This is a genomic window from Halopiger djelfimassiliensis (assembly GCF_000455365.1).
Lineage (GTDB): Archaea > Halobacteriota > Halobacteria > Halobacteriales > Natrialbaceae > Halopiger_B > Halopiger_B djelfimassiliensis.
In genome coordinates, this window is record NZ_HG315686.1 from 855,358 (window position 1) to 875,730 (window position 20,373).

A 20,373-nucleotide genomic window follows, 5' to 3' on the forward strand; every position below is an offset into this window, starting at 1 on the left:
TACCACCGCCAGCGAACTGTGACAAACGAACGAGATGAGCGAAGCCGCCCCGGATGCCGACCACGGTCGTGAGAGCAGTACCGGCGGAGTCAGTCGCCGAGCGATGCTGGCCGCGGCGACAGGCCTGACCGTCTCGAGCAGCGGGTGTATTCGGCGGGTCCGCAGTATCGTCAATCGCGACGCGATCGAACCGCTCTCGCTCACGATCACGACCCTCCCGGCCGACGGCGACAGGGAAAGCATTCAACTCGCTCGGGAAATCGCATCGGTTCTCGAGGCGGTCGGAATAGACGTCTCGATCGAAATGCGGTCCAACGAGGAGTTCCTGCGGGCGATCCTGATCAACCACGACTTCGACGTCTACGTCGGTCGCCACCCCGGGGGCACTGACCCGGACGTTCTCTACGAGGCGTTGCACTCCCGGTACGCCGAGGAGGCGGGCTGGCAGAACCCGTTCGGGTTCACGAACCTGACGTTCGATACCCTCCTCGAGGAGCAACGTCGCGCCGTCGGTGAGGAGCGATCGGCGGCCGTCGCAACCGTGCTCGAGGCGCTGGCCGTCGAACAGCCGTTCGTCCCGATCTGCGTGCCGGAGGAGTACCGGCTCGTCAGGAGCGACCGCTTCGACGGCTGGAACGACGGCCACCTCGCGACCCGGCTGGGCTATCTCGGGCTCGAGTCGCTCGGGGACGCGGACGGGAAGCGAACGCTCCGCGTCGTTCATACGGATGCGCGGCCGTCACAGAACCTCAACCCGCTTTCGGTCGAGTACCGCAATCGGGGAACGTTTACGGATCTCCTGTACGATTCACTGGCGAGCCCCGACGTGGACGCCGTCGCCGGCGACGGGGAATCCGACGGGATCGAAACGCTTCGACCCTGGCTGGCGGCCGACTGGGAGTGGTCCGACGACGCAACGATGACCGTGGAACTCCGCGAGGGCTGTCGGTTCCACGACGGCGAGCCGGTCACCACCGACGACGTCGTCTTTACCTACCGCTTTCTCGCGGACACGACCCTCGGGGACGGCGAGTTCCCGTCACCGTCGCCACGCCACCGTGGCCGGGTTGCGGCCGTCGACGGCGTCGACCGGATCGACACACATCGGGTCGAACTGTCGTTTGACGCCGGTGACGCCGCGGCCGAGCGTGCGCTGACGGTCCCGGTGTTGCCCGAACACGTCTGGCTCGACCGGGCGACGAAAGCGGACGTCCCCGGCGTTCGCGTCGCCGACGGGACGACCGAAGCCCTCGTTGCCGACAACGTGCCACCGGTCGGGAGCGGTCCCTTCCGGTTCGTCGACCGGGCCGAGCGCGAACACGTCACCTTCGAGCGCTTCGACGAGCACTTTACGCTCCGGAAGGGCGTCGCCCTGCCGGAACCGACCGTCGACGAACTCCGGATCCGGATCGACCCCCGGAGTACGTCGGCCATCGAACTCGTCGAGACCGAGAGCGCGGACGTGACGAGTTCGACCCTCGACACCTACGTACTCGACGACGTGATAGGGTCGACGGGCGACGGCGTCGAACTGCTCGAGTCGCCGTCGTGGACGTTCTACCACCTCGGGTTCAACGCCCGACGGGCACCCTTCAGCAACCCGCGATTTCGCCGCGCGGTCGCGAGGGTGATCGACAAGGCGTGGCTGGTCGAGACGGTCTTCGACGGATACGCTCGCCCAATCGCCGCGCCGGTCGCCGACGAGTGGGTACCCGACTCGCTGGCGTGGAACGGCGAAGATCCCGAGACGCCGTTTCTCGGCTCCGACGGCGATCTTGACGTCGAAGCGGCACGCGACGCGTTCGAAGCCGCCGGATTCAGGTACGACGAGACGGATCGACTCCGGGTGAGACGCTGATGCTCGGCAGAGTACTGCTGCAACTGGTCGTGGTCGAGACGCTGCTGATCGCCGTCTCGGTCCCCATCTTCGTCGGCCGATATCGGCTCCGGGATACGCTGGCAGAGTGGCCGGAACGCCTGCGCTCGATCGCCCCCGCTACGGCCGTGCTTGTACTCGTCCTGCTGTGTAACAACGTCGCCAGACAGGTCGTCCCCGACCTGTCGTGGATGATCGGCCGGAACCTCACCTGGACGATCTACGACCTCGAGGGGCAGCTTATCCCCTGGATCCAGTCGTACGCGACGCCCGCGGTGACGGCGTACTTTTCCTTTATGTACATCTACGGCTACGTCTTCCTGCTCGTCTTTCCAGTCATCGCGTACTTCGCGCTCTCGAACACCCGGCCGCTCCGGGAGTTGCTGGCGGCCTACACGCTCAACTACACGCTCGGGTTGCTCTGTTACGTCTTCGTCATCGCCTACGGGCCGCGAAACATGATGCCGGAACTCGTCGAGGCGCTGCTGTACGATACGTATCCGGAGTATCAACACCTCACCCGACAGGTCAACCGCAACACCAACGTCTTCCCGTCGTTGCACACCTCACTTGCGACCACCGTCGCAGTCCTCGGCTACCGGACGCGGTCGATCTATCCGAAGTGGTTCCTCGTCGCGACTGCGCTTGCGGTTTCGATCGCGATATCGACCATGTATCTGGGGATCCACTGGGGAATCGACGTTCTCGCTGGAATCGTGCTCGCGTACGTCAGCGTCGAGTTCGCCGGAACGCTCGTCGGTCGCTGGTCGCTCTCCGAGTGGCTCTCCGGACACGGCCGATCGCTCCGGAGATGGGTGTGGCGGTCACGTTCCAACCGTCACGATGCCGAACGATCCCCTGATCGGACGAAAACGCACGATACCGAGGAGTAGTCACACTGGTTGCTCGGCGATGACGAAAACGGGAATCGGTCCGTCGGAAAAGCCGTTACTCGTCCTCGAGCGCGTCGGCGATGCGCTTTAGCGCACGCGTCTGGTCGCGCATTTCGTCCCGAAGCTGGCGCACTTCGCGGACGAGTTCCTCGTTGCCGACCTCCTCGCCGCGACCGCCCGGCCCGCCGGGGCCGCCGCCGGGGCCGCCACCCATCATGCCGCCCATCATCTGTGCGAACGGGTTGCCACCCATACCGCCGGGGCCGCCGCCACCACCGAACGGACTTTCAGGGGGTTCGCCCTCCCCTTCGCCCTCTTCGGCGCGTTTTTCGCGGATCTCTTCGACTCGCTCCCGGAAGGATTTCTCTTCGGCGTCGTCGCCTCCCTCGTCGGGGGATTCGTTTTCGTCCGTCATACACTCGGATTCTGGGCCGTCGCGGAAAAGGATTGCCATGTTTCGAACCGAGGGACTGCCGGCGGAGTGGGTCCGCCGGCAGTCCGGAACGATCGATCGCGGCGTACCGGCGGGTGACCCATCGGATGGCAGTGGTTCGAATCGAAGCACCTGCTATTGCACCCCACAGCCTGACACGCCCACTCGTGTCAATTATTGGGTAACTAAATGACCGAACCGAATCAGCCGTCCGCCGGAGACGGGGATCGGCCGGTACGGGTCGAACACGAATACGACGCGGAAACGCCGCCGAGCATCGCCATCGTGCAGGCGATCGCCGCGATCGAAGGTATCGATCCGATGAACTCCCCGGCCGCTCTCGGTATCACGCTCTACGATCACGTCGACACCGAGGCGCTGGATCGACTCGTGACCGACGACAGCGTCGGTGCGATAACGATCGATCTAGCGATAGAAACCGAGCGACGGTACGCCGTGCGGGTACGAACGAACGGCCGACTCGTGGTCCAACGGATCGAGCAGTCCGTCGAACGAGTGGAATGACGTCAACCGAACGATCCCAGCGACGACTGAAGGCTTCGGTCCGTCTCGCCGTCCTCGAGATCGTAGCCGACGAGATCGCGCATGTCGACGGCGTAGGTCGTCCCGCCGTTTTCGAGGACGAGCAACCGCCCTTTCACGCCGACGACAGTTCCCGTCGCGAGCGTCTCGCGGACCGGTCGCGACTCGAGGTCGATCCCGTAGTCGAACGCGAACCGCTCGATGACGTCGAACGGTTCGAGTGCCCGCACCCAGCCGTCCGTATCGACTTCGCTCGCGAGCGCGGCGACTTTCGGGCCGGTGCGGACGCGATCGACCAGTCGGTCGGCGATTTCGGCCTCGATTTCGCGGGCGAGTCGACCGTTCGAGACGGTGTGGACGTGGGCCGCACGGTCGGCTCCCTGCTCGCGGAGTCGGGTCTCGAGCCGCCGGGTTCGGGTGACGCCCACCTTGAACGTATTCGGTGCGAACGCGGCGATGTACACGGCGTGGTCCTCGTAGCAATCCATCTCGTCTTTCAGACAGGTGCCCGTACACCGGGCGCAGACCCACGTACTCGTGTGGTAGTCGCAGTAAGGGGTTTCGGGCCGGTCGCACGGACGGTGATCGTCGTCCTCGAGGACGCCGGCACAGTGGCGGTCGCCGAGCGAGTACGAGAGGCGGTCACCGGCCTCGAGCGACTGGCGTGTAACCTGCCGTCTGTCGCCGTCACCATCGCTGACCAGAAGCGCCGATCCGCGGCCGCTCGGTTCGTACCCGACCAGTTGCACGACGGGGGGTTCGGACCGGGCGCAAATAGGCGTAGCGCTCCCGGAACACGGACGCCGTCGCCGACCGCCGACCCGAAACGTTGTAAGTTTCCCTACAGTATTTACGAGGATATATCCGCCCGGTGAAATAACTACAGCAGCAGTCCCTACCGACGGGAATATACCGGTACGACGGCCCCTCTCCCGGTCCGCCCATAAACATACCATTATTTATATAAAATATATAAATTGTTTGCGGAGCGGGAACTCGAGGTCACTGCCACGATGGCACCATCAGATTCGGACGGACACGACGGACTGGAAGCGAAACAGCGGCGGGCGTTCCTCCAGCGTGTCGGGCTGGTCGCGACGTCGAGCGGACTCGTCGGAACCGCGGCTGGGTCCGACGAAGACGAGACGACGCCGGCAGACGACGAAGCCGGGTCGGACGAAACCACCCCACAGCGACTCGACGGAACCGTTTCGCTCACACACGGCGTCGCGGCGGGCGACGTCACCGCGACGACGGCAGTCGTGTGGGCGCGAGCGGCAAGCGAAGCCACGATTCACGTCGCGTACAGCGACGACCCGTCGGAAGACGACCGCGGCTACGATCGGCTGTCGGTCGACGGCGAAACCGACCACACCGGCCACCTCCGACTCGAGGGGCTCGAGCCCGGAACGCGCTACCGGTACTACGTCTGGGCCACGGACGGGGAGACCACGTATCGAACGCTTGACGACTGGGCCGACGGCGCGGACGCGCAGGAGCGGACCGGCACGTCGGCCCTCTCCGACGGCGAACCGAACGGCGGCGACTCGGCCGAACGCCCCGACACCGACGGACGACCGACCGACCGCTCGAGCGCCGCACCGGACGCCGACGCGATTCCGGACGCGGTCGAACACGGGACGTTCGTCACGGCACCCGCACCCGACGACGACGCGGGCGTCACCTTCGCCTGGAGCGGCGATACGTGGGGGTACGGGAACGACCCCGTCGAGCCGCCGTTTCCGGGGCTGCGGACAATCGCGGAGCGAGAGCCGGATTTCTTCCTCTACCACGGGGATACGATCTACGCCGACGCGAAGACGCCGGCCGGGAAAATCACCGACAACACCCCGATCGACGACGCGCTCGGGATCTACCGGGACAAGTACAAGGAGATGCGCGATCCGCCCTCGGAGATCGCTCCCCGAACGAACCTGCAGGAACTCCTCGAGTCGACGTCGGTCTATACGGTCTGGGACGACCACGAAGTCGTCAACGACTTCGCGGGACCCGTCGAGCCGTTGATGCCGGCGGGACGCCGCGCGTTCCGGGAGTACTGGCCGCTCGACAGGGACGACGACGCCCGGCCCGGGGCGTCGAACCGGTTCTACGATTCGTTCCGCTGGGGGAGCCACGTCGAACTGTTCATCATCGATACGCGCCAGTACCGCGATCCAAACGTCGACCGCGACGAGAAGTCACTGCTCGGGCGCGAGCAACTCGAGTGGCTGCAGGACGCGCTCGCGGCGTCGGACGCGACGTGGAAACTCCTCGCGTCGCCGGCCCCGCTCGGCTATCCGTCCGATTCGTGGGTCACCGCCGGGGATCGGACCGGCTACGAAGGGGAACTGCTCGAACTCCTCGAGTTCGTTCGGACGGAACCGATCTCGAATCTGGTGGTCGTCGCCGGCGACATCCACAAGTCGGTCGTGGGGGCGTTCGATCCGGACGACGACGGCGAGTTCGAATTCGTCGAAGCCACTGCGGGACCGCTGGGTGCGCCGGCCGGAAAGCCCGCCGACCTCCATCCCCCGCTCAACCCGACGGAGTTTTTCGCCAAAGGCGAGTATGCCAACTTCGGGACCGTCGACGTCGACGAATCGGGCGAAACGTTGACGATCAGTATTTGCGACGAACACGGGGCCGAACAGTTCACGAAGACGTTCCACACCGCCGACGTCGATCCCGGCACGGAGCCGGTCGATCGAATCGAGAGCACGTTCGACGAGGGGACCGACGGCTGGCTCATCTCGCAAAACGGTGGGAGCACCCAACCGGAGTACCGCGAAAGCGGCGGTAATCCCGGGGGGTACATCCGCGAGGCGGAAAACAAGGGCGGCATCGCCTGGTACTATCAGGCCCCGTTCAAGTTCCTCGGCGACCGCGAGGCGTTCTACGACGGGACGCTTTCGTTCGATCTTCGACAGGAACGAACGGACCAGCAGTTCGACGCCGATCCGATGGACGGCGGGGACGTCCTGCTCGCAAGCGGCGAGACGAAACTCGTCTACGAGTTCCGCGGCCCGGACAGCAAACCGGGGACCGAGTGGACCTCGTTCGAGGCCCCGCTTGACGCCGACGCCGGCTGGATCGACCTGACGGCTCGAGAGCCGCTCGCGACCGAAGACCGGCTTCGGGCCGTCCTCGCCGATCTGGAGGTGCTTCGAATCCGCGGCGAGTATCGGAACGGAGACGACGCGAGCGAACTCGACAACGTCGTCCTCTCGCGGTAACCCGGGGACGACGGGCCGGTTCTGTTCGCCACGGGAAGAACTATCAGTAATGAGTCCAAACGCGGAATCATGAGCCTCGAGGGAACGCTCGAGACGACAGGCGACGCGACCGGCCCCGTCACGTTCCAGTTTACCGTCACCAACACGGGAGCCGAACCGATCGAACTCGAGTTCACCGACGCGTGTAAAGCGGAGTTCGTCGTCGAAGACGACGGCACGGAGATCTGGCGGTTTACCGAGGGACGGATGTTCGCCCAGGTCATGAGTTCGAAGACGCTCGACCCCGACGAGTCGTTGACGGTCGACGCGGAGTGGGCCGATCCCGACCCCGGCGAGTACGACGCGGTCGCCGAGCTACGGGCGCGAAACGAAACCTGCAACGCCGGGACCGAGATCACGGTGGCGTCCGCGCCGTGACGAACGCGGGGCGGCCGGAAGCCGGCGATGGAAACCGACAGCGAAGTCCCTAAACCATCGCCATCCTAAGCCGCTCGTATGCAAGCGCTGGTTATCGCGGCCCACGGATCGCACCTCAATCCGGACGCCTCGGACCCGACCTACGCCCACGCCGACGCCGTCCGCGAAACGGGCGCGTTCGACGAGGTCCGCGAGGCGTTCTGGAAGGAGGAACCCCACTTTCGGGAGGTGATCCGAACCCTCGAGTCCGACGAGGTCTTCGTCGTCCCGCTGTTTATCAGCGAGGGATATTTCACCGAACAGGTAATCCCCCGCGAGTTACGCCTCGATGACTGGGATCCCGACAAGTGGGACTCCGACGGAACGAACGCGTCACAGGTCACCCTCGAGGCCGAGGACGTGGGCAAGACCATCCACTACTGTGGTCCGGTCGGAACCCACGACGCGATGACGGACGTGATCGTCCAGCGGGCCGAAAGCGTGACCGGGGACCCCGACGTCGGCGACGGGTTCGGCCTCGCGGTCGTCGGTCACGGAACCGAGCGAAACGAAAACTCGGCGAAGGCGATCGAGTACCACACCGAGCGGATCCGCGAGCGAGATCGGTTCGACGAGGTCAGGGCGCTTTTCATGGACGAGGAGCCGGAAGTCGACGACGTCACCGACTACTTCGAGAGCGACGACATCGTCGTCGTCCCGCTGTTTATCGCCGACGGTTACCACACGCAGGAGGACATTCCCGAGGACATGGGGCTGACCGAGGACTATCGGCTGGGGTGGGAGGTTCCGGCCGAGGTAGCGGGCCACCGCATCTGGTATGCCGGTGCCGTCGGGACCGAGGGGCTGATGGCCGACGTCATCCTCGAGCGTGCCGCCGACGCCGGAGCCGACATCGGCGATGCGGTCGAGGCGGTCCGGGAAGCGACCTCGATCGAAACCGATGCCGAGACGGAGCCGAGCGCGGAGCCGGGGGACTGACCCGTGACCGAAGATAGCGCCGGCGTCGAACCCCTGCTCGAGGCGGTCGACGACGACGGGATCGAGTTCGACGGCCTCCGGATCGATCGCGGAGACGACGGCTACGCCCTCGAGACGCCCGACGAGACGTGGGCCGGCCTCGACGAGGGCGACCTGCGAGACGCGCTCGAGCCGCTTGAAGCGTACGTCACGAACTGGCGCTACTGGCAACGGTCCGTCGGCGGCTCGGGGACCGCCCGCCGGGCGTTCCTCCGGTGGTGTGAACGGGCCCCGCTCGAGTTCGCAATCGACGATTCGGACGGCGACCATCCGTCGGTCGACGAACCGTTGTCCGTTCCCGACCGGTACGAGGTCCTTCGAGAGGGGTTCGACCGCGAGTGGGGACAGCTCCGCATCACCGCTCGGCTGGTCGACGATGCCGACGATGATCCGGCTGGCGAGCGGGTCTACGACCTCTGGCACGTCGACGATGCCGACACCGACCTCGCCGAACTCGAGGTCTACGACGACCCACGCGACGCCCGCGAGATCGCCACGTACGACGAGGACGGACGGTACCGGCCGCTGAAGACCGCACCCACGCTCGCCTCGGGGTGGGCCTTCACCGGCCTTTCGGCCGACGAACTCGTCGACGCCGTCGAATTCTTCTATCCGGCGACGATCGCGAACTGGCATCGCGAACGACGGGGGTCCCTCGACGTCGACCACTGGCGCGAGACCGCCGAGCGACAGACCGGTATCTACGACGTGATCGACGAACTCCCGCGGGAGGCCGTCGACTGGATGGCCGAAGCCTGCTGTGTCGACTCCCAGTGTCTCCGCCGTCGGGAGTGGGAGTTCGAGGCGGGCGACGAACTCGACGTCGACGGCGGCGACGGCCGGTTCCCCTGCCGGGAGCCGTGTTCGCTCGTCGTCGCCGCCGCCCGCAAGTGGACCGTCCTCGAGTCCGAAACCGAGCGGACGTACGAACTCGAGTTGACCACGAGCGAACTGAACCAGCTCGAGGAACTGATCGACGCGGTTGCGGACGGACGGACCGACGAGATCCGCGAGGCCGACGTCTACGAGGGCGCGAACCGCTATCGTGCGCGATACCTTCGGGCGAAACGGTTCGACGACGAGGGGAACCTCGAGGTCAACGAACTGACCGAGGAGTAAGTACACTCGCAGGCGGCTCGAGGCCTCGAGTCGCCGACTATCGAAGCAATAGCGAAAGCGCCACCACGAACCCGACGACGACGATACCGGCCCCGATCGTGGCCGCGGGACCGCCGATCGTCGCGGCCATCGTCGTTCCGATTCCCAGCGAAACCACCCCGAGCGCGACGACGGCGACCGTCGCCGGTTCGGGACCGCCCACGCCCGTCAGCCGGTCGAGAGCCGTCGGTTCCGGCTCCGATCGGGACGGTTCCGCGAGCGATTCGTCGACATCGATGTCGGGCGGTCCCGGCGTAACGGTGACCGGGATCGAGACGGCTTCGGAGCCGTACCCGGTCAGGACTTCGAGGTGACCGTCGACGGACTCGGCGATGGAATCGGTGTCGACGGCGATCGGGACGGCGGTGACGTCACCCGGCTCGACGTAGTAGTTCGGGGTCTCGAGTGAGGCGATCCGTTCGAGATCACCGTCGAGTCGGCAGTGAACGTGTGCCGGCGACTCGTGGCCGTGCAACCGAACCACGATGGACTCGCTCGTTTCGATCGGTCCGTCGTCTCCGTCGACCTCGAGCGAGTCGGAGACGCCGCGATTGACGTGGACGGTGACCTCGGTTTCGGGCACGATCGATCAGGCCGATCAGGCCGGCGTTTCCCCGCGCATGTCCGGCGGCAGCAGGTTCGGGATGCCGTCGTCGACCGGATATCGTTCGCCGCATTCGGTACAGACGAGCGCCCCCGCGACGACTTCCTCGTCGTCGTACTCGGGGTCCTCGAGTTCCAGTTCGTGTTTGTCCAGCGGACAACGGAGGATGTCAAGCAACGACTCCTTCATAGTAGATACGCTTGCCGCGTTCAGCAAAAGGCTTCGGGAACGTCGGAACGACGAGTCGGTCGACGGTGCCGACCAGTGAACCTTTATACGATATCGTGCTTGTGACTACCAATGGAGCCGAAGGTTTCAGTGGGGTGACCAGATTCGAACGTATGTCCGATACTCGTCTCGCCGACAGCATCAAACGACTCGGCGCGGTCGCATCGACGCTCGAGGAGTGTGAATCGATCGACGACGTCTACTCCCGTGCGGTAGCGACGGCAGAACGCGTCATCGAGAGCGACGCCGTGATTATCTGTACCGTCGAAGACGGCAGGTTCGTGCCACAGGCGGCGAACGTCAACCGGCTGATCCCGGCCGAACCGTTGACTATCGAGGACGGAATCGCCGGGAAAACCGTCCGCGAGGACCGGACGTACGTCGTCGACGACCTCGAGTCCGATCCCGACGCAGCACCCACGAACGAGTCGTTCCGGTCGGTCCTCTCGGTTCCGCTGGACGGCGGCGGTATCGTTCAGTTCCACTCGACGGAACGGGGGGCCTTCTCGGCCGTCGACCGCCATCTCGGTGAACTGTTCGTTGCGACCGTTACGAACGCCCGCAACCGGGTCGCCTACGAGACGGCGCTCGAAACCGAACGCGACCAGTTCGCGGCGCTTTTCGAGAACGTCCCCGACGCAGCGTTGCAGTATCGAATCGAAGACGGACGCCCGATCATCGACGCCGTAAACTCCGCGTTTATCCGCGTGTTCGGATACGATGCCGAAGACGCCGTCGGCGAACCGGTCGAGAAGCTCCTCCTACCGGCCGACGAGAGAACGGAGTCCGGAGCCGAGCCGGAACTGACGAACGCCGTCGAACTGGACGCGCAGTCGGATATCGAAGTCGTCCGTGAAACCGCGTCGGGACTGCGGCCGTTTCTGTTGCGAAACGTCCCGGTCGCGACCGACGACGAGACGAGCCGTGGCTACCTGATCTACACCGATCTCACCGAACTGAAAGTACGCGAGCGGGAACTCAGACGAAAGAACGAGCGGCTCGACCAGTTCGCGAGCATCGTGAGCCACGATCTCCGGAATCCGTTGAGCGTCGCCAACGGTCACCTCAAACTCGCGCTCGATCGGGACGGAGATGCGACCGACGAACTCGAGGAAGTACGACGGGCACACGAACGGATGGACCGGCTCGTCGAGGACCTCCTGGCGATGGCACGCGACGGGACGGTCGACGATCCAGCCCCGGTCGACCTCGCGACGGTCGCGGGTACGGCCTGGAACAACGTCGAGACGGCGACCGCATCGCTCGAGGTCGCCGCCGATACGCGACTCGCCGCCGACCGGAGCCGACTGTTACAGCTGTTCGAGAACCTCTTTCGAAACGCGATCGAACACGCCGGCCCGGACGTAACCGTCCGCGTCGAGGACACCGCAAACGGGTTCGCCGTCGCGGACGACGGCCCCGGGATCCCCGACGACGACCGGGAGGCCGTTTTCGAATCGGGCTACTCCGGGACGACGGACAACACCGGTCTCGGTCTCGCCATCGTTCGCCAGATCGCCGAAGAACACGGCTGGAACGTCGAAGTAACCGGCGGAAGCGACGGCGGTGCCCGGTTCGAGTTTACGGACCATCCCCTCGAGAGCATGGATAGACTCGGAATCGTCGACCAGCGGCCACAGGGGTCCGGATGACTCGAGCAGCCGACACGGATCCCGTGTCCCTGTCGATAGACGGAACGACGCTTCGTGCAAACGATATCGCGAGCAACTGTGTCTCGTTCGATCTCGTCGGGTGGGACCGGCTGGCAACGCCCCACGAGTTCGACGAGCCGATCGACGCGACGATCGTCGGGAGAGTCTCGGAGATCAGATACGATATGCGGAATCTGGTCGATATCTCCCGGCTCGACGGCTCGCTCGATCCCGACGGCGGGACGGAAACGACGCGGTTTGCGGAGTCGAACATCACCGGTGAGGACAACGAACGGCTGGCGCTTCCCGACGGGGAGTACGCCTGTCGGTTCGATTCCGCGCTTTTCGTTCGCCTCCGGTTCGACGGGGAAGCGACGATCCGAAACCAGCCGTGTGGGCCGCTGACGATATCGTTTCGCCATCCGACGCGGGTCACGTTCGGGTTCAAATCGCCCGTCGACTACCCCCGCCACGAGCTGACCGTCGAGCCGTCGCCCGACGGCGTCGCGACCGCGCTCTCCCATCTCACCGCATCGATCGAGACGACCACGGCGGACCGCGTGCACCGTAATTACCGCGGCTACCCGCCGTTAATCGAGTTCGGCTCCGAAACGCGGATTCCCGAACCGGTCCGTGAGGCGACGCCGGAGACCGGAATCGAACTCGTCGTCCCGTCACGGCTGTCGGCGCTCTTTCCCGTGGCCCCGCTTGCGTACTACCTCGGTGCACGTCTCCGGACGGGTGACGTAGAAACGCCCGTTCTTCGCGCATCCCGGGTCGGGCTTCGATACGAGTTCGACGGGAGCGACCGACTCGCAACGGAAGCGATCTCGCTCCTCCGGCGGGCGTTCTTTCTCGATCTGCTGTCCTCGTGGGCCGATCCCGGAAAGCCGACCGTCAGGGAGTACGAACGGCTCGAAGCCGTCGGTATCGACCTCGAGAACTGGGTCGACCGTCCCCTCGCGGAACGGATCGACCACTACCTCGGATTGCCGACCGCAACCGTGGACGAAATCCTGCCGGAGTGGCCCTATCGAATGGCCGTCACGCCGTCGATCGATCACGTATCAGTGTTGCCACACCTGTTGTACGACATCGCCGCGATCACCGTTCCCTCGGAACACGACGGCCGAAGTTCGTCGCAGTCGTCGGAGTGTCCCGGACCGGGCCGGAGCGATTCCACGGCAACCGATCCGCTGTCGACGTGTCGATGGATTCGTGGCCGGCTGGGAGACGGCGAACTCGAGGCACCAAGCGATGGGACGAGAGGTTCGTCGACGTATGCGACGTTTACGGCGCTTCCGAGCGCGTACGAGAACCGGCTCTCGGATCTCGAGCAACGCTCCGACGAGCGGGAGATCACCGTCGTGTTCGCGGCCGATCGCGTGCCGGAGTCGGGACGAACTACCGTCGTGGACAGGTACGCCCGTCGATCCGATGTCGTCTCGCCCGCGGTCGAGCGAATCGATGACCCGACGCGGGCGGAACTGGCCGAGGCGTTCGCCGACGGTGCCGACTTCCTTCATTATGTCGGCGACTGTGACGGCTCGGGTCTCGCGTGTCGGGACGGCTACCTGACGCCGGCAACGCTGGACGAAAACGACGTCGGACTGTTCCAACTCGATTCCCCCCGTTCCGGGGCGGTAGCGACCGACCTGATCGAAACGGGAAGCATCGCCGGCGTCGTCGGTGCCGACCTCCCGTCGACCGTGGACGGCTCCGTCTCGACGACGATCGGCGAACTGGTGTTGGACGGCCAGAGCCTCGCGACGGCCCACGCCTGTGCCAGCGACGGAACGAACGGAGCCGGCGGACGCGTCGTCGGGGACGGCACACATCGGTTCGTTGCAAAGTGGAAACCGTCGCCCGTCCACACCCTCTCGACGGACGCGGACGGAAACGTGCGTGCGATAACGGTCCCGTTCCCGGTCGATCCGGTCGGCGGTCACTGGCGAGGCAGCCGGCCGGAGCGAAAACGCCTGCTCCCGGCAATGATCACCTACGAGGTCGCACAGGACGAACTCGACGAGTTCATCTCGGGTGCGTCGATACCGATTTACTACGACGGGCGGTTTTACTGGCCCGAAACGCAAAAACAGCTCATCTATCCCGTCTCCTAGACGGGTGGTTACGCGTACGGGTCTTCGACGACCACGGTTTCCTCGCGGCCGGGACCGACGCCAACTGCGTAGATCGGGACCTCGAGTTCGTCGCTGATGTACTCGAGATACGTCCGGGCGTTCTCGGGGATCGCATCGTACCCTTCGTCGGCCACGTCGCTCCAGTCGACGTCGTCCCAGCCCTCGAAGGTCTCGAACGTTGCCTCACAGCGTCCCCACTGTTCGGTCGTCGGTGGCATAGTGAAGATCTCCTCGCCGTCGAACTCGTAGCTGTGGCCGACCTTGACCTCGTCCAGACCGGCGAGGACGTCGATGTGGTTGATCGCAAGCCCCGTAAAGCCGTTCGCGCGGGTGGCGTGGCGCAACATCGGCATATCGAGCCAGCCGACGCGGCGGGGACGGCCCGTTACGGTGCCGTATTCGCCGCCTTCATCGCGGATGTAGGTCGCCAGCTCCTCCTCGTCGTCGCCGGCACCCGCGTCGGGATCGTAGCCGGGCGTCTGTCCCTCGACGCCGCCGAGTTCGGTCGGGAGCGGACCGGTGCCGACCCGCGAGAGGTAGGCTTTGACGATACCGATGACCTCGCCGTCGCCGACGACGGTCGGGCCAAGTCCCGTTCCGACGGTCGCGCCGCCCGCAGTCGGGTTCGAAGAGGTGACGTAGGGGTAGACCCCGTGATCGATATCGAGCGACGTCCCCTGTGCACCCTCGAGCATGACGTTGTCGCCGGCGTCGATGCGCTCCTGAAGGAACGAGCCACAGTCGACGGTCATATCCTCCTCTGCGAGCCGGGTTCCGTACTCGCGGTAGGTTTCGAAGAGGAAGTCGATGTCGAACGCCTCGCCCGTTTCAGCGTCGAAGACCTCTTCGGCGAGGGCCTTCTTCTGGGGGACGACGTACTCGAGGCGTTCGCGGAGGACGTCGGGGTCTAACAGATCGCCGATCCGGACGCCGCGTCGGCCCGCCTTGTCCTCGTAGGTTGGGCCGATCCCGCGTTTGGTCGTTCCGGCGGCGAGGTCGTCTTTCTCCGATTCCTCGATCCCGTCGAGGGCACGATGATAGGGAAGGATAACGTGTGCGCGCTCGGCCACGCGAATGTCCGGGTCGAGCCCCCGCTCTCGAAGCGTGTCGATTTCCTCGAACAGCGTTTCGGGATTGACGACGCACCCGTTGCCGAGCACACCGACCTTCCCCCGGACGGCTCCCGACGGAACGAGCGATAGTTTGTACGTGTCACCGTCGTAAACGACGGTGTGTCCGGCGTTGTCGCCGCCCTGATACCGGACGACGACGTCGGCAGCGTCGCCATAGAGGTCGACGACGCCGCCCTTGCCTTCGTCGCCGAGTTGCGACCCGACGATTGTGACGGTCATAACAGCGGCGGATTCTTGCCGGGCCGATAAACAGATTACGGTATTGGCGAACCGGATACCGCCGAAGTGTCCACGAGCGTGCATACCCGGGCCGACGATTCCCGACAACCAACACGAATCCGTGAGTACCCGAGGCGGGAGCCAAACGCGGTCTCCGCGACCGGTTCGAATCCGAATCCCCTTCCGGTGGCAGGTGCTACTCCGTTGCAACCGGCCCGTCTCGGCTTCGCCGCAAACGGAAGCGTTAACTACTCTCAAGAACAACCATCGAGTTGAGAGTGGCCGTCGCCGTCGTTTCAGTTCTCGAGAGTAACCTTTAAAAGCCACAAAGACAAGTTAACAAATGCCATGATAGACAGACTTGAGAAGGAAGTCGATATGTTGGAACGGCATCTCCAGGTCCTGAAGATGGTAATCGAAAACGAACCCATCGGGATCGTCAAGATGTCGAACGAGACGGGCTATCCGCATCACAAGGTCCGCTACTCCCTCCGCGTGCTCGAGGAAGAGAACCTCATCGAACCCTCCAGCCAGGGCGCGATCAAAACCGAACGCACCGTCGAATTCGTGGACGAACTCGACGGCAAACTCGACGACATCATCGGCAAGCTCGAGGGCATGAAGATCGAAGACGTCGCCGAAGTCGAAAACTGATCTATCGCCGCGTCACCGTTCGGAGTACTCCCCCGAGAACCGCTGACCTCCGGATTTCTCGGTCAGTTCGATTCCACCGAGCGACTGCGTTCTGTCCCCGTCGTTGATCTCTGGGATCGGCCACGAACGGCCGATTTACGAGCAACCGCCGCCGAGGGTCTACAGCTCGGGGACGTTCATGTGGAACCCTTCCGAGCGCGACTCGACCAGACAGAGGTGATAGCCCCGCTTGCGCGAGAGATTGACGTAACTCAGTTTCGACCCCCGACTGAGGAAGCCGCTACTCGTCGCCGCTTCCGTGACCTCGAGTGCGCCGGGCTCGAAGTAACTCGAGGTGACCGCGATCGCCGCCGCGAGATCGGGATGGTTCGCCTTGACCGCCGACGCCGCTTCCTCGAGTTCCTCGAGGGTCGTCTGGGTCGCCGGCTCCCGCGAGTCGTTGAGCGTCGCAAGCACCAGCGGGTTCCCCATCTTGTCGAACGCGACGACGTCGAAGGTCACCTCGTCGGGAACGTCGTCGGTATCGTCGTCCTCGAGCGAGATCGTCGCCTGAAGCTCGGCGCGGTCGATCCGCGGGATCGCATCGTAGAGGTCGGCCAGCCCGTCCGCGTGGCCGGTGTCGCGGATCTCGTAGAGGACCATCTCCGTGAGCCAGTCGACGAACCGATACTCCATCGACGAAGTGAGGAACTCCTCGTACGATTGTCCGTCGACGACGACGTCCGCCGCGTCGAATCCCGTGTGATGCTCGAGCCGGAGGTTCGACGCGACCTCCTCGCGGTCCGCGTTGCCGTCGTGGGCCGTCTCGAGGGTCGGCTGACTCTTCGAGTCGTATCGGACGAAGAGGTTCGTCCCGGAAAGGGCCTCCGCGGGCGAAAGCTCGGTCCCCCCCGACGGTCCCTGCGGTCCCGCTCCGTCACGGGCCCGTTCCAGTTCGGTCTCGAGTTCTTCGATACGCGCCCGAAGCCGTTCGACCGTCGAGGACAGCTCCTGATTTTCGGCTCGAAGCTGTTCGCGCTCGGACTCCAGCTCCTCGACTTTCGTCGCCAGCGCGTCGCGCTTTTCCTCGAGGCGTTCGATACGCTGTGTGAGCGCTGCGGTTTGCTGGTTGCGGTTACCAGCCCGCCCGGCGTCGGAGCCGGTTCCGGACTCGGCTCGGGACGACGAACTGCGCTGCTGTCGGGCGTTCGACGCCGCTCCGGTCGCGCGAGCCTCCGACGCCGTGGTTCCGGATTCGATGGTTCGGGAACCGGTTCCGGACCCTGAACCTGCCGCTCGGCGTGTGCCAGCCCGCTGGTCGGACTCCGTTCCGGCTGCCGTTTCCGAACCGGTCGCGTCGGTCTTGTCCGGATCGATCGACGGGATGCTTCGCGTCTCCCGCCACTGTTCTTCCTCTTCGAACTGCTCTTCGAGTTGCTCGTCGGATCCGCCCTGTGTCCCGTCTACCGCAGCCGATTCGGTCGGATCGCCACCGCGTTCGGCGTCGGCCTCCGCCGACTTCGTGGCACGGGCGGCCTCCGTTTCGGGTTCGTCCTCGCCCTCGACCCAGGAGATGTCCTTCCGGTCGAGTTCTTCGGCTGCTGCCTCTACCTCGGCCGGATCCGGACTCGAACTCGAGGTGACCGTCGAGTCCGGGTCCGCCTCCGTCCCGGTCGTGTGTGGCTCGTCCGTCGCTCCCGCGGCCGTCTCCGTCGGCTCCGGGATGTCGACGCTCGGTTCCGATACCTCCGTGTCGGCAGTCGACTGGTCGGACGACGGGTCGCTGGGATCTCTGGTAATGCTTTCCGTTGGTTCCGGCTCCGACGTCACTCCGGTGGCCGTCGTAATACTCGAGGAGTCCTCGGGTTCTTCGCTGGAAACGGGCTGACTGCCGCTCGAGATGTCAATCGGTTCGACACCGGATCCGGTCGACTCGGGGGCCGGTTCGGTGCTCGCGGAGTCGCCGGCGCTGTCGGTCGACGCGGAGTCGGTGCCGGCGGTTGACCGGGCGTCGCTCTCGTCGGCACCGGGAACATCGGTGACGTCGATTTCGACGTCGACGACCTCGTAGATGCCGACTTCGTCGGCGGCGCGTTCGAACGCCTCCTCGCCGGTAAGCAGCCGCTCGGCGTTCCCGATGTAGGCCGCGGCCATCCGACGCCCGCCGTAGTAAACGGCGTAGTAGTCGCCGCTGAGGACGTTCTCGCTCAGTTCGATGTAGCCGGTGAACGAACCGCTCTGGAGCGTTTGATCGACCTCCCGGAGCGGCGTCTCGTTGGTGTAGTATTTGGCTCGAGTTTCGCCGCCGCGTTCCTCCATGGTACAGAGCAACGGCAACGACGGATGCGGTGCCTGATAAACGGTTCCAGAAGCGCTCTCGAAGTCCTCGATCTCGCCGTCGAAGACGCCGACGACGCGACCGTTGAGCATGAATAGCCAGGAACCACCCCCAGCGACGGCTCCCGAAAAGCCACTATCAGCGAGATCAGAAAGGCCATCGTAACCGCCACTGAACGGGCGAGAATCCCACTGCTCGACGCGCTCTTGCGTGCGCGGGTCCATAGTTCAACAAGCGGGAACCGGAACAAATACGTTTCGCCTAGATTTTCGACTCGGCGTCCTCGGCCAGCTCCTTCATGCGCTTGCCGATTCGGCCCGCACTCGAGAACTCGTCTTCGCTCATCGCACTGGCGAGGGCGTTGCCGAGGACGAAGACGGCGTGTTTGTGCTCGCTTTTCGATTTGTGGACGTGGGAAGGATCGACGTCGAGCTGTCGGTACGGATCGAAGAGAGTCTCGTCGACCTCCTCGCGCTCGGAGAAGTATTCCATAATGACGACGAGTTCTTCGTGGAGCTCGAGGAGTTCGTCTTTATGCATACACCGGTGTATGGACGGTCTCGGCTTAAGAGTTGTGTGCCGAGCGATGCCAAAACGGGGCTGGGAGCGGTCAGCAGGACACTACGGCCCGTTTATCAACCGCGGAGATCGGCCCGTCGCCGAACGCGACGATCGAGAATCAGTCGGCGGCGACCGAAACGTCCCTGTTTCGCTGGCCAGCGGGGAACCAGGCGAGTTCGTGGTCGGCCGTAACGCGGACGGCGACGCGCTCGTCGAGGTCGATCCGATCGGAGTGATTGTGCATACACTCGATGGTTTCTCCGGAATCGAGCTCGACCCGATAGAGAACCGTCGGGCCGAGATAGCGTCGATAGACGACGCGGCCGTTGGCTTCGGCGTCGTCGGCCGGGAAGGCGGTTACGTCGTCCGGACGAACGAGGAGGTCGATCCCGGTTCTGTCGTACTGTTCGGCGAGGCCGTTGACGTCGTCGCGTAACACGCGCCCGATGGCGGTATCGACGTGGTCGCCGTGGACGTCGCCGGAGAGAAAGCTGGCGTGACCGAGAAAGCCGGCGACGAACCGCGATTCGGGCTGTTGAAAGACCCGCTCGGGGGTGTCGATCTGTTCGACGTCGCCGTCGTTCATCACGGCGACCCGATCGGAGATCGACAGCGCCTCCTCCTGATCGTGGGTCACGGAGATGGCAGTGACGCCCGTTTCCTTGATGATCCGCCGGACTTCCTCGCGCATCTCGACACGGAGGTCGACATCTAGGTTCGAGAACGGCTCGTCGAGCAACAGCATCTCTGGTTCGGGCGCGAGCGACCGGGCGAGTGCGATGCGTTGTTGCTGTCCGCCCGAGAGTTCGTCCGGGTAATCCCCCCCGTGATCCTCGAGACCGACGAGTTCGAGCAGTTCGTCCACTCGTAGCTTTCGTTCCGTTTCGGTCCAGTCCCGAAGCCCGAAGGCGACGTTCTCGCGGGCGGTCAGATGGGGAAACAGGGCAAACTCCTGAAAGACGATGCCGACGCCGCGGTCCTCCGGCGGGACGAACTGTCCGTCGCCCGCGACGGGATCGTCCTCGAGTCGGATGCGTCCGCCGTTGGGTTTCTCCAGGCCGGCGATCAGCCGCAACGTCGTGGTCTTGCCACAGCCTGACGGGCCCAGCAACGTGAGGATCTCGCCGTCGTGGACGGACAACGACAGGTCCGAGATCACGTCTTCGCTCCCGTAGCGTTTCGCTACGTTTTCGAGCTCGAGTACGACATCGTCCGTCGACGGCGATGATTCGGACTCTCGGGTCAGTTCGTCGGCCGCTGTCGTAAGTAGTTGTCCGTTCGCCATGTATCAACC

The 20,373-nt window shown here is 64.7% G+C and carries 18 protein-coding genes; 10 read left to right on the forward strand and 8 right to left on the reverse strand.

What is annotated here, in order from left to right; genetic code table 11:
• Positions 1-34 precede the first annotated feature (34 nt).
• Together TX80_RS15100 and TX80_RS15105 are read left to right on the forward strand one after the other, a co-directional pair.
• Entirely contained in the window at positions 35-1,858 is a 1,824-nt protein-coding gene (locus tag TX80_RS15100; RefSeq protein ID WP_049923980.1) for an ABC transporter substrate-binding protein, read from the forward strand.
• A complete protein-coding gene (locus TX80_RS15105) occupies positions 1,858-2,769 on the forward strand; it encodes a phosphatase PAP2 family protein (RefSeq protein ID WP_049923982.1) in 912 nt (303 codons plus the stop codon). The genes TX80_RS15100 and TX80_RS15105 overlap by 1 nt, the downstream gene beginning before the upstream one ends.
• A gap of 55 nt (positions 2,770-2,824) precedes the next feature.
• Here the strand turns inward: TX80_RS15105 and TX80_RS15110 are convergent, their stop codons facing one another.
• Complete coding sequence (locus TX80_RS15110) at positions 2,825-3,184, reverse strand: hypothetical protein (protein WP_049924114.1); 360 nt, start codon at positions 3,182-3,184, stop codon at positions 2,825-2,827.
• Positions 3,185-3,391: 207 nt separating this feature from the next.
• Here TX80_RS15110 and TX80_RS15115 point away from each other — a divergent pair, with 207 nt between their 5' ends.
• Complete coding sequence (locus TX80_RS15115) at positions 3,392-3,727, forward strand: HalOD1 output domain-containing protein (RefSeq protein WP_049923984.1); 336 nt, start codon at positions 3,392-3,394, stop codon at positions 3,725-3,727.
• Positions 3,728-3,729: 2 nt separating this feature from the next.
• On the opposite strand, the gene TX80_RS15120 is transcribed toward TX80_RS15115, so the two are convergent.
• Positions 3,730-4,494, reverse strand: a complete 765-nt coding sequence (locus tag TX80_RS15120; RefSeq protein ID WP_049923986.1) for a DUF2797 domain-containing protein — start codon at positions 4,492-4,494, stop codon at positions 3,730-3,732.
• A gap of 264 nt (positions 4,495-4,758) precedes the next feature.
• On the opposite strand from TX80_RS15120, the gene TX80_RS15125 reads away from it, so the two are divergent.
• From TX80_RS15125 to TX80_RS15140, 4 genes are all read left to right on the forward strand, one after another.
• Positions 4,759-6,978, forward strand: coding sequence for an alkaline phosphatase D family protein (locus tag TX80_RS15125; protein WP_049923989.1), 2,220 nt, complete (start codon positions 4,759-4,761; stop codon positions 6,976-6,978).
• A gap of 69 nt (positions 6,979-7,047) precedes the next feature.
• The gene (locus tag TX80_RS15130; RefSeq protein WP_049923990.1) at positions 7,048-7,395 is read left to right on the forward strand and encodes a BsuPI-related putative proteinase inhibitor; all 348 of its coding nucleotides are present in this window, start codon (positions 7,048-7,050) and stop codon (positions 7,393-7,395) included.
• A 78-nt stretch (positions 7,396-7,473) separates the two neighbouring features.
• Complete coding sequence (locus tag TX80_RS15135; protein ID WP_049923991.1) at positions 7,474-8,373, forward strand: CbiX/SirB N-terminal domain-containing protein; 900 nt, start codon at positions 7,474-7,476, stop codon at positions 8,371-8,373.
• Positions 8,374-8,376: 3 nt separating this feature from the next.
• The gene (locus tag TX80_RS15140; RefSeq protein WP_049923992.1) at positions 8,377-9,531 is read left to right on the forward strand and encodes a DR2241 family protein; all 1,155 of its coding nucleotides are present in this window, start codon (positions 8,377-8,379) and stop codon (positions 9,529-9,531) included.
• A gap of 37 nt (positions 9,532-9,568) precedes the next feature.
• Here the strand turns inward: TX80_RS15140 and TX80_RS15145 are convergent, their stop codons facing one another.
• Both TX80_RS15145 and TX80_RS15150 read right to left on the reverse strand, forming a co-directional pair.
• Complete coding sequence (locus TX80_RS15145; RefSeq protein WP_049923993.1) at positions 9,569-10,153, reverse strand: DUF7524 family protein; 585 nt, start codon at positions 10,151-10,153, stop codon at positions 9,569-9,571.
• A 15-nt stretch (positions 10,154-10,168) separates the two neighbouring features.
• Positions 10,169-10,363, reverse strand: a complete 195-nt coding sequence (locus TX80_RS15150; protein WP_049923994.1) for a methytransferase partner Trm112 — start codon at positions 10,361-10,363, stop codon at positions 10,169-10,171.
• Positions 10,364-10,515: 152 nt separating this feature from the next.
• Between TX80_RS15150 and TX80_RS15155 the strand changes: the two genes are divergently transcribed.
• On the forward strand, positions 10,516-12,054 hold the full coding sequence (locus TX80_RS15155; RefSeq protein WP_049923995.1) for a sensor histidine kinase: 1,539 nt from the start codon (positions 10,516-10,518) through the stop codon (positions 12,052-12,054).
• Entirely contained in the window at positions 12,051-14,174 is a 2,124-nt protein-coding gene (locus TX80_RS15160; RefSeq protein ID WP_049923996.1) for a hypothetical protein, read from the forward strand. Before TX80_RS15155 ends, TX80_RS15160 begins: the two co-directional genes overlap by 4 nt.
• 8 nt (positions 14,175-14,182) lie before the next feature.
• On the opposite strand, the gene TX80_RS15165 is transcribed toward TX80_RS15160, so the two are convergent.
• A complete protein-coding gene (locus tag TX80_RS15165) occupies positions 14,183-15,547 on the reverse strand; it encodes an adenylosuccinate synthase (RefSeq protein ID WP_049923997.1) in 1,365 nt (454 codons plus the stop codon).
• Between the two features lie 348 nt (positions 15,548-15,895).
• Between TX80_RS15165 and TX80_RS15170 the strand changes: the two genes are divergently transcribed.
• Positions 15,896-16,201: a hypothetical protein gene (locus tag TX80_RS15170; protein WP_049923998.1), complete on the forward strand. Its 306-nt coding sequence runs from the start codon at positions 15,896-15,898 to the stop codon at positions 16,199-16,201.
• A 159-nt stretch (positions 16,202-16,360) separates the two neighbouring features.
• Here TX80_RS15170 and TX80_RS15175 read toward each other — a convergent pair whose 3' ends face one another.
• From TX80_RS15175 to TX80_RS15185, 3 genes are all read right to left on the reverse strand, one after another.
• On the reverse strand, positions 16,361-18,742 hold the full coding sequence (locus TX80_RS15175) for a DUF7527 domain-containing protein (protein ID WP_049923999.1): 2,382 nt from the start codon (positions 18,740-18,742) through the stop codon (positions 16,361-16,363).
• A 37-nt stretch (positions 18,743-18,779) separates the two neighbouring features.
• Entirely contained in the window at positions 18,780-19,058 is a 279-nt protein-coding gene (locus tag TX80_RS15180) for a UPF0058 family protein (protein ID WP_006181940.1), read from the reverse strand.
• A gap of 139 nt (positions 19,059-19,197) precedes the next feature.
• Entirely contained in the window at positions 19,198-20,364 is a 1,167-nt protein-coding gene (locus TX80_RS15185) for an ABC transporter ATP-binding protein (RefSeq protein WP_049924000.1), read from the reverse strand.
• Between the last annotated feature and the right edge of the window lie 9 nt (positions 20,365-20,373).

What these genes read in the sequence shown, in the direction of transcription:
- TX80_RS15180 (WP_006181940.1), bottom strand. Translation starts at nt 19,058, where the DNA reads ATGCATAAAGACGAACTCCTCGAGCTCCACGAAGAACTCGTCGTCATT.
- TX80_RS15175 (WP_049923999.1), bottom strand. Translation starts at nt 18,742, where the DNA reads ATGGACCCGCGCACGCAAGAGCGCGTCGAGCAGTGGGATTCTCGCCCG.
- TX80_RS15135 (WP_049923991.1), top strand. Translation starts at nt 7,474, where the DNA reads ATGCAAGCGCTGGTTATCGCGGCCCACGGATCGCACCTCAATCCGGAC.
- TX80_RS15170 (WP_049923998.1), top strand. Translation starts at nt 15,896, where the DNA reads ATGATAGACAGACTTGAGAAGGAAGTCGATATGTTGGAACGGCATCTC.
- TX80_RS15130 (WP_049923990.1), top strand. Translation starts at nt 7,048, where the DNA reads ATGAGCCTCGAGGGAACGCTCGAGACGACAGGCGACGCGACCGGCCCC.
- TX80_RS15115 (WP_049923984.1), top strand. Translation starts at nt 3,392, where the DNA reads ATGACCGAACCGAATCAGCCGTCCGCCGGAGACGGGGATCGGCCGGTA.
- TX80_RS15165 (WP_049923997.1), bottom strand. Translation starts at nt 15,547, where the DNA reads ATGACCGTCACAATCGTCGGGTCGCAACTCGGCGACGAAGGCAAGGGC.
- TX80_RS15150 (WP_049923994.1), bottom strand. Translation starts at nt 10,363, where the DNA reads ATGAAGGAGTCGTTGCTTGACATCCTCCGTTGTCCGCTGGACAAACAC.
- TX80_RS15105 (WP_049923982.1), top strand. Translation starts at nt 1,858, where the DNA reads ATGCTCGGCAGAGTACTGCTGCAACTGGTCGTGGTCGAGACGCTGCTG.
- TX80_RS15110 (WP_049924114.1), bottom strand. Translation starts at nt 3,184, where the DNA reads ATGACGGACGAAAACGAATCCCCCGACGAGGGAGGCGACGACGCCGAA.
- TX80_RS15125 (WP_049923989.1), top strand. Translation starts at nt 4,759, where the DNA reads ATGGCACCATCAGATTCGGACGGACACGACGGACTGGAAGCGAAACAG.
- TX80_RS15155 (WP_049923995.1), top strand. Translation starts at nt 10,516, where the DNA reads ATGTCCGATACTCGTCTCGCCGACAGCATCAAACGACTCGGCGCGGTC.
- TX80_RS15160 (WP_049923996.1), top strand. Translation starts at nt 12,051, where the DNA reads ATGACTCGAGCAGCCGACACGGATCCCGTGTCCCTGTCGATAGACGGA.
- TX80_RS15185 (WP_049924000.1), bottom strand. Translation starts at nt 20,364, where the DNA reads ATGGCGAACGGACAACTACTTACGACAGCGGCCGACGAACTGACCCGA.
- TX80_RS15100 (WP_049923980.1), top strand. Translation starts at nt 35, where the DNA reads ATGAGCGAAGCCGCCCCGGATGCCGACCACGGTCGTGAGAGCAGTACC.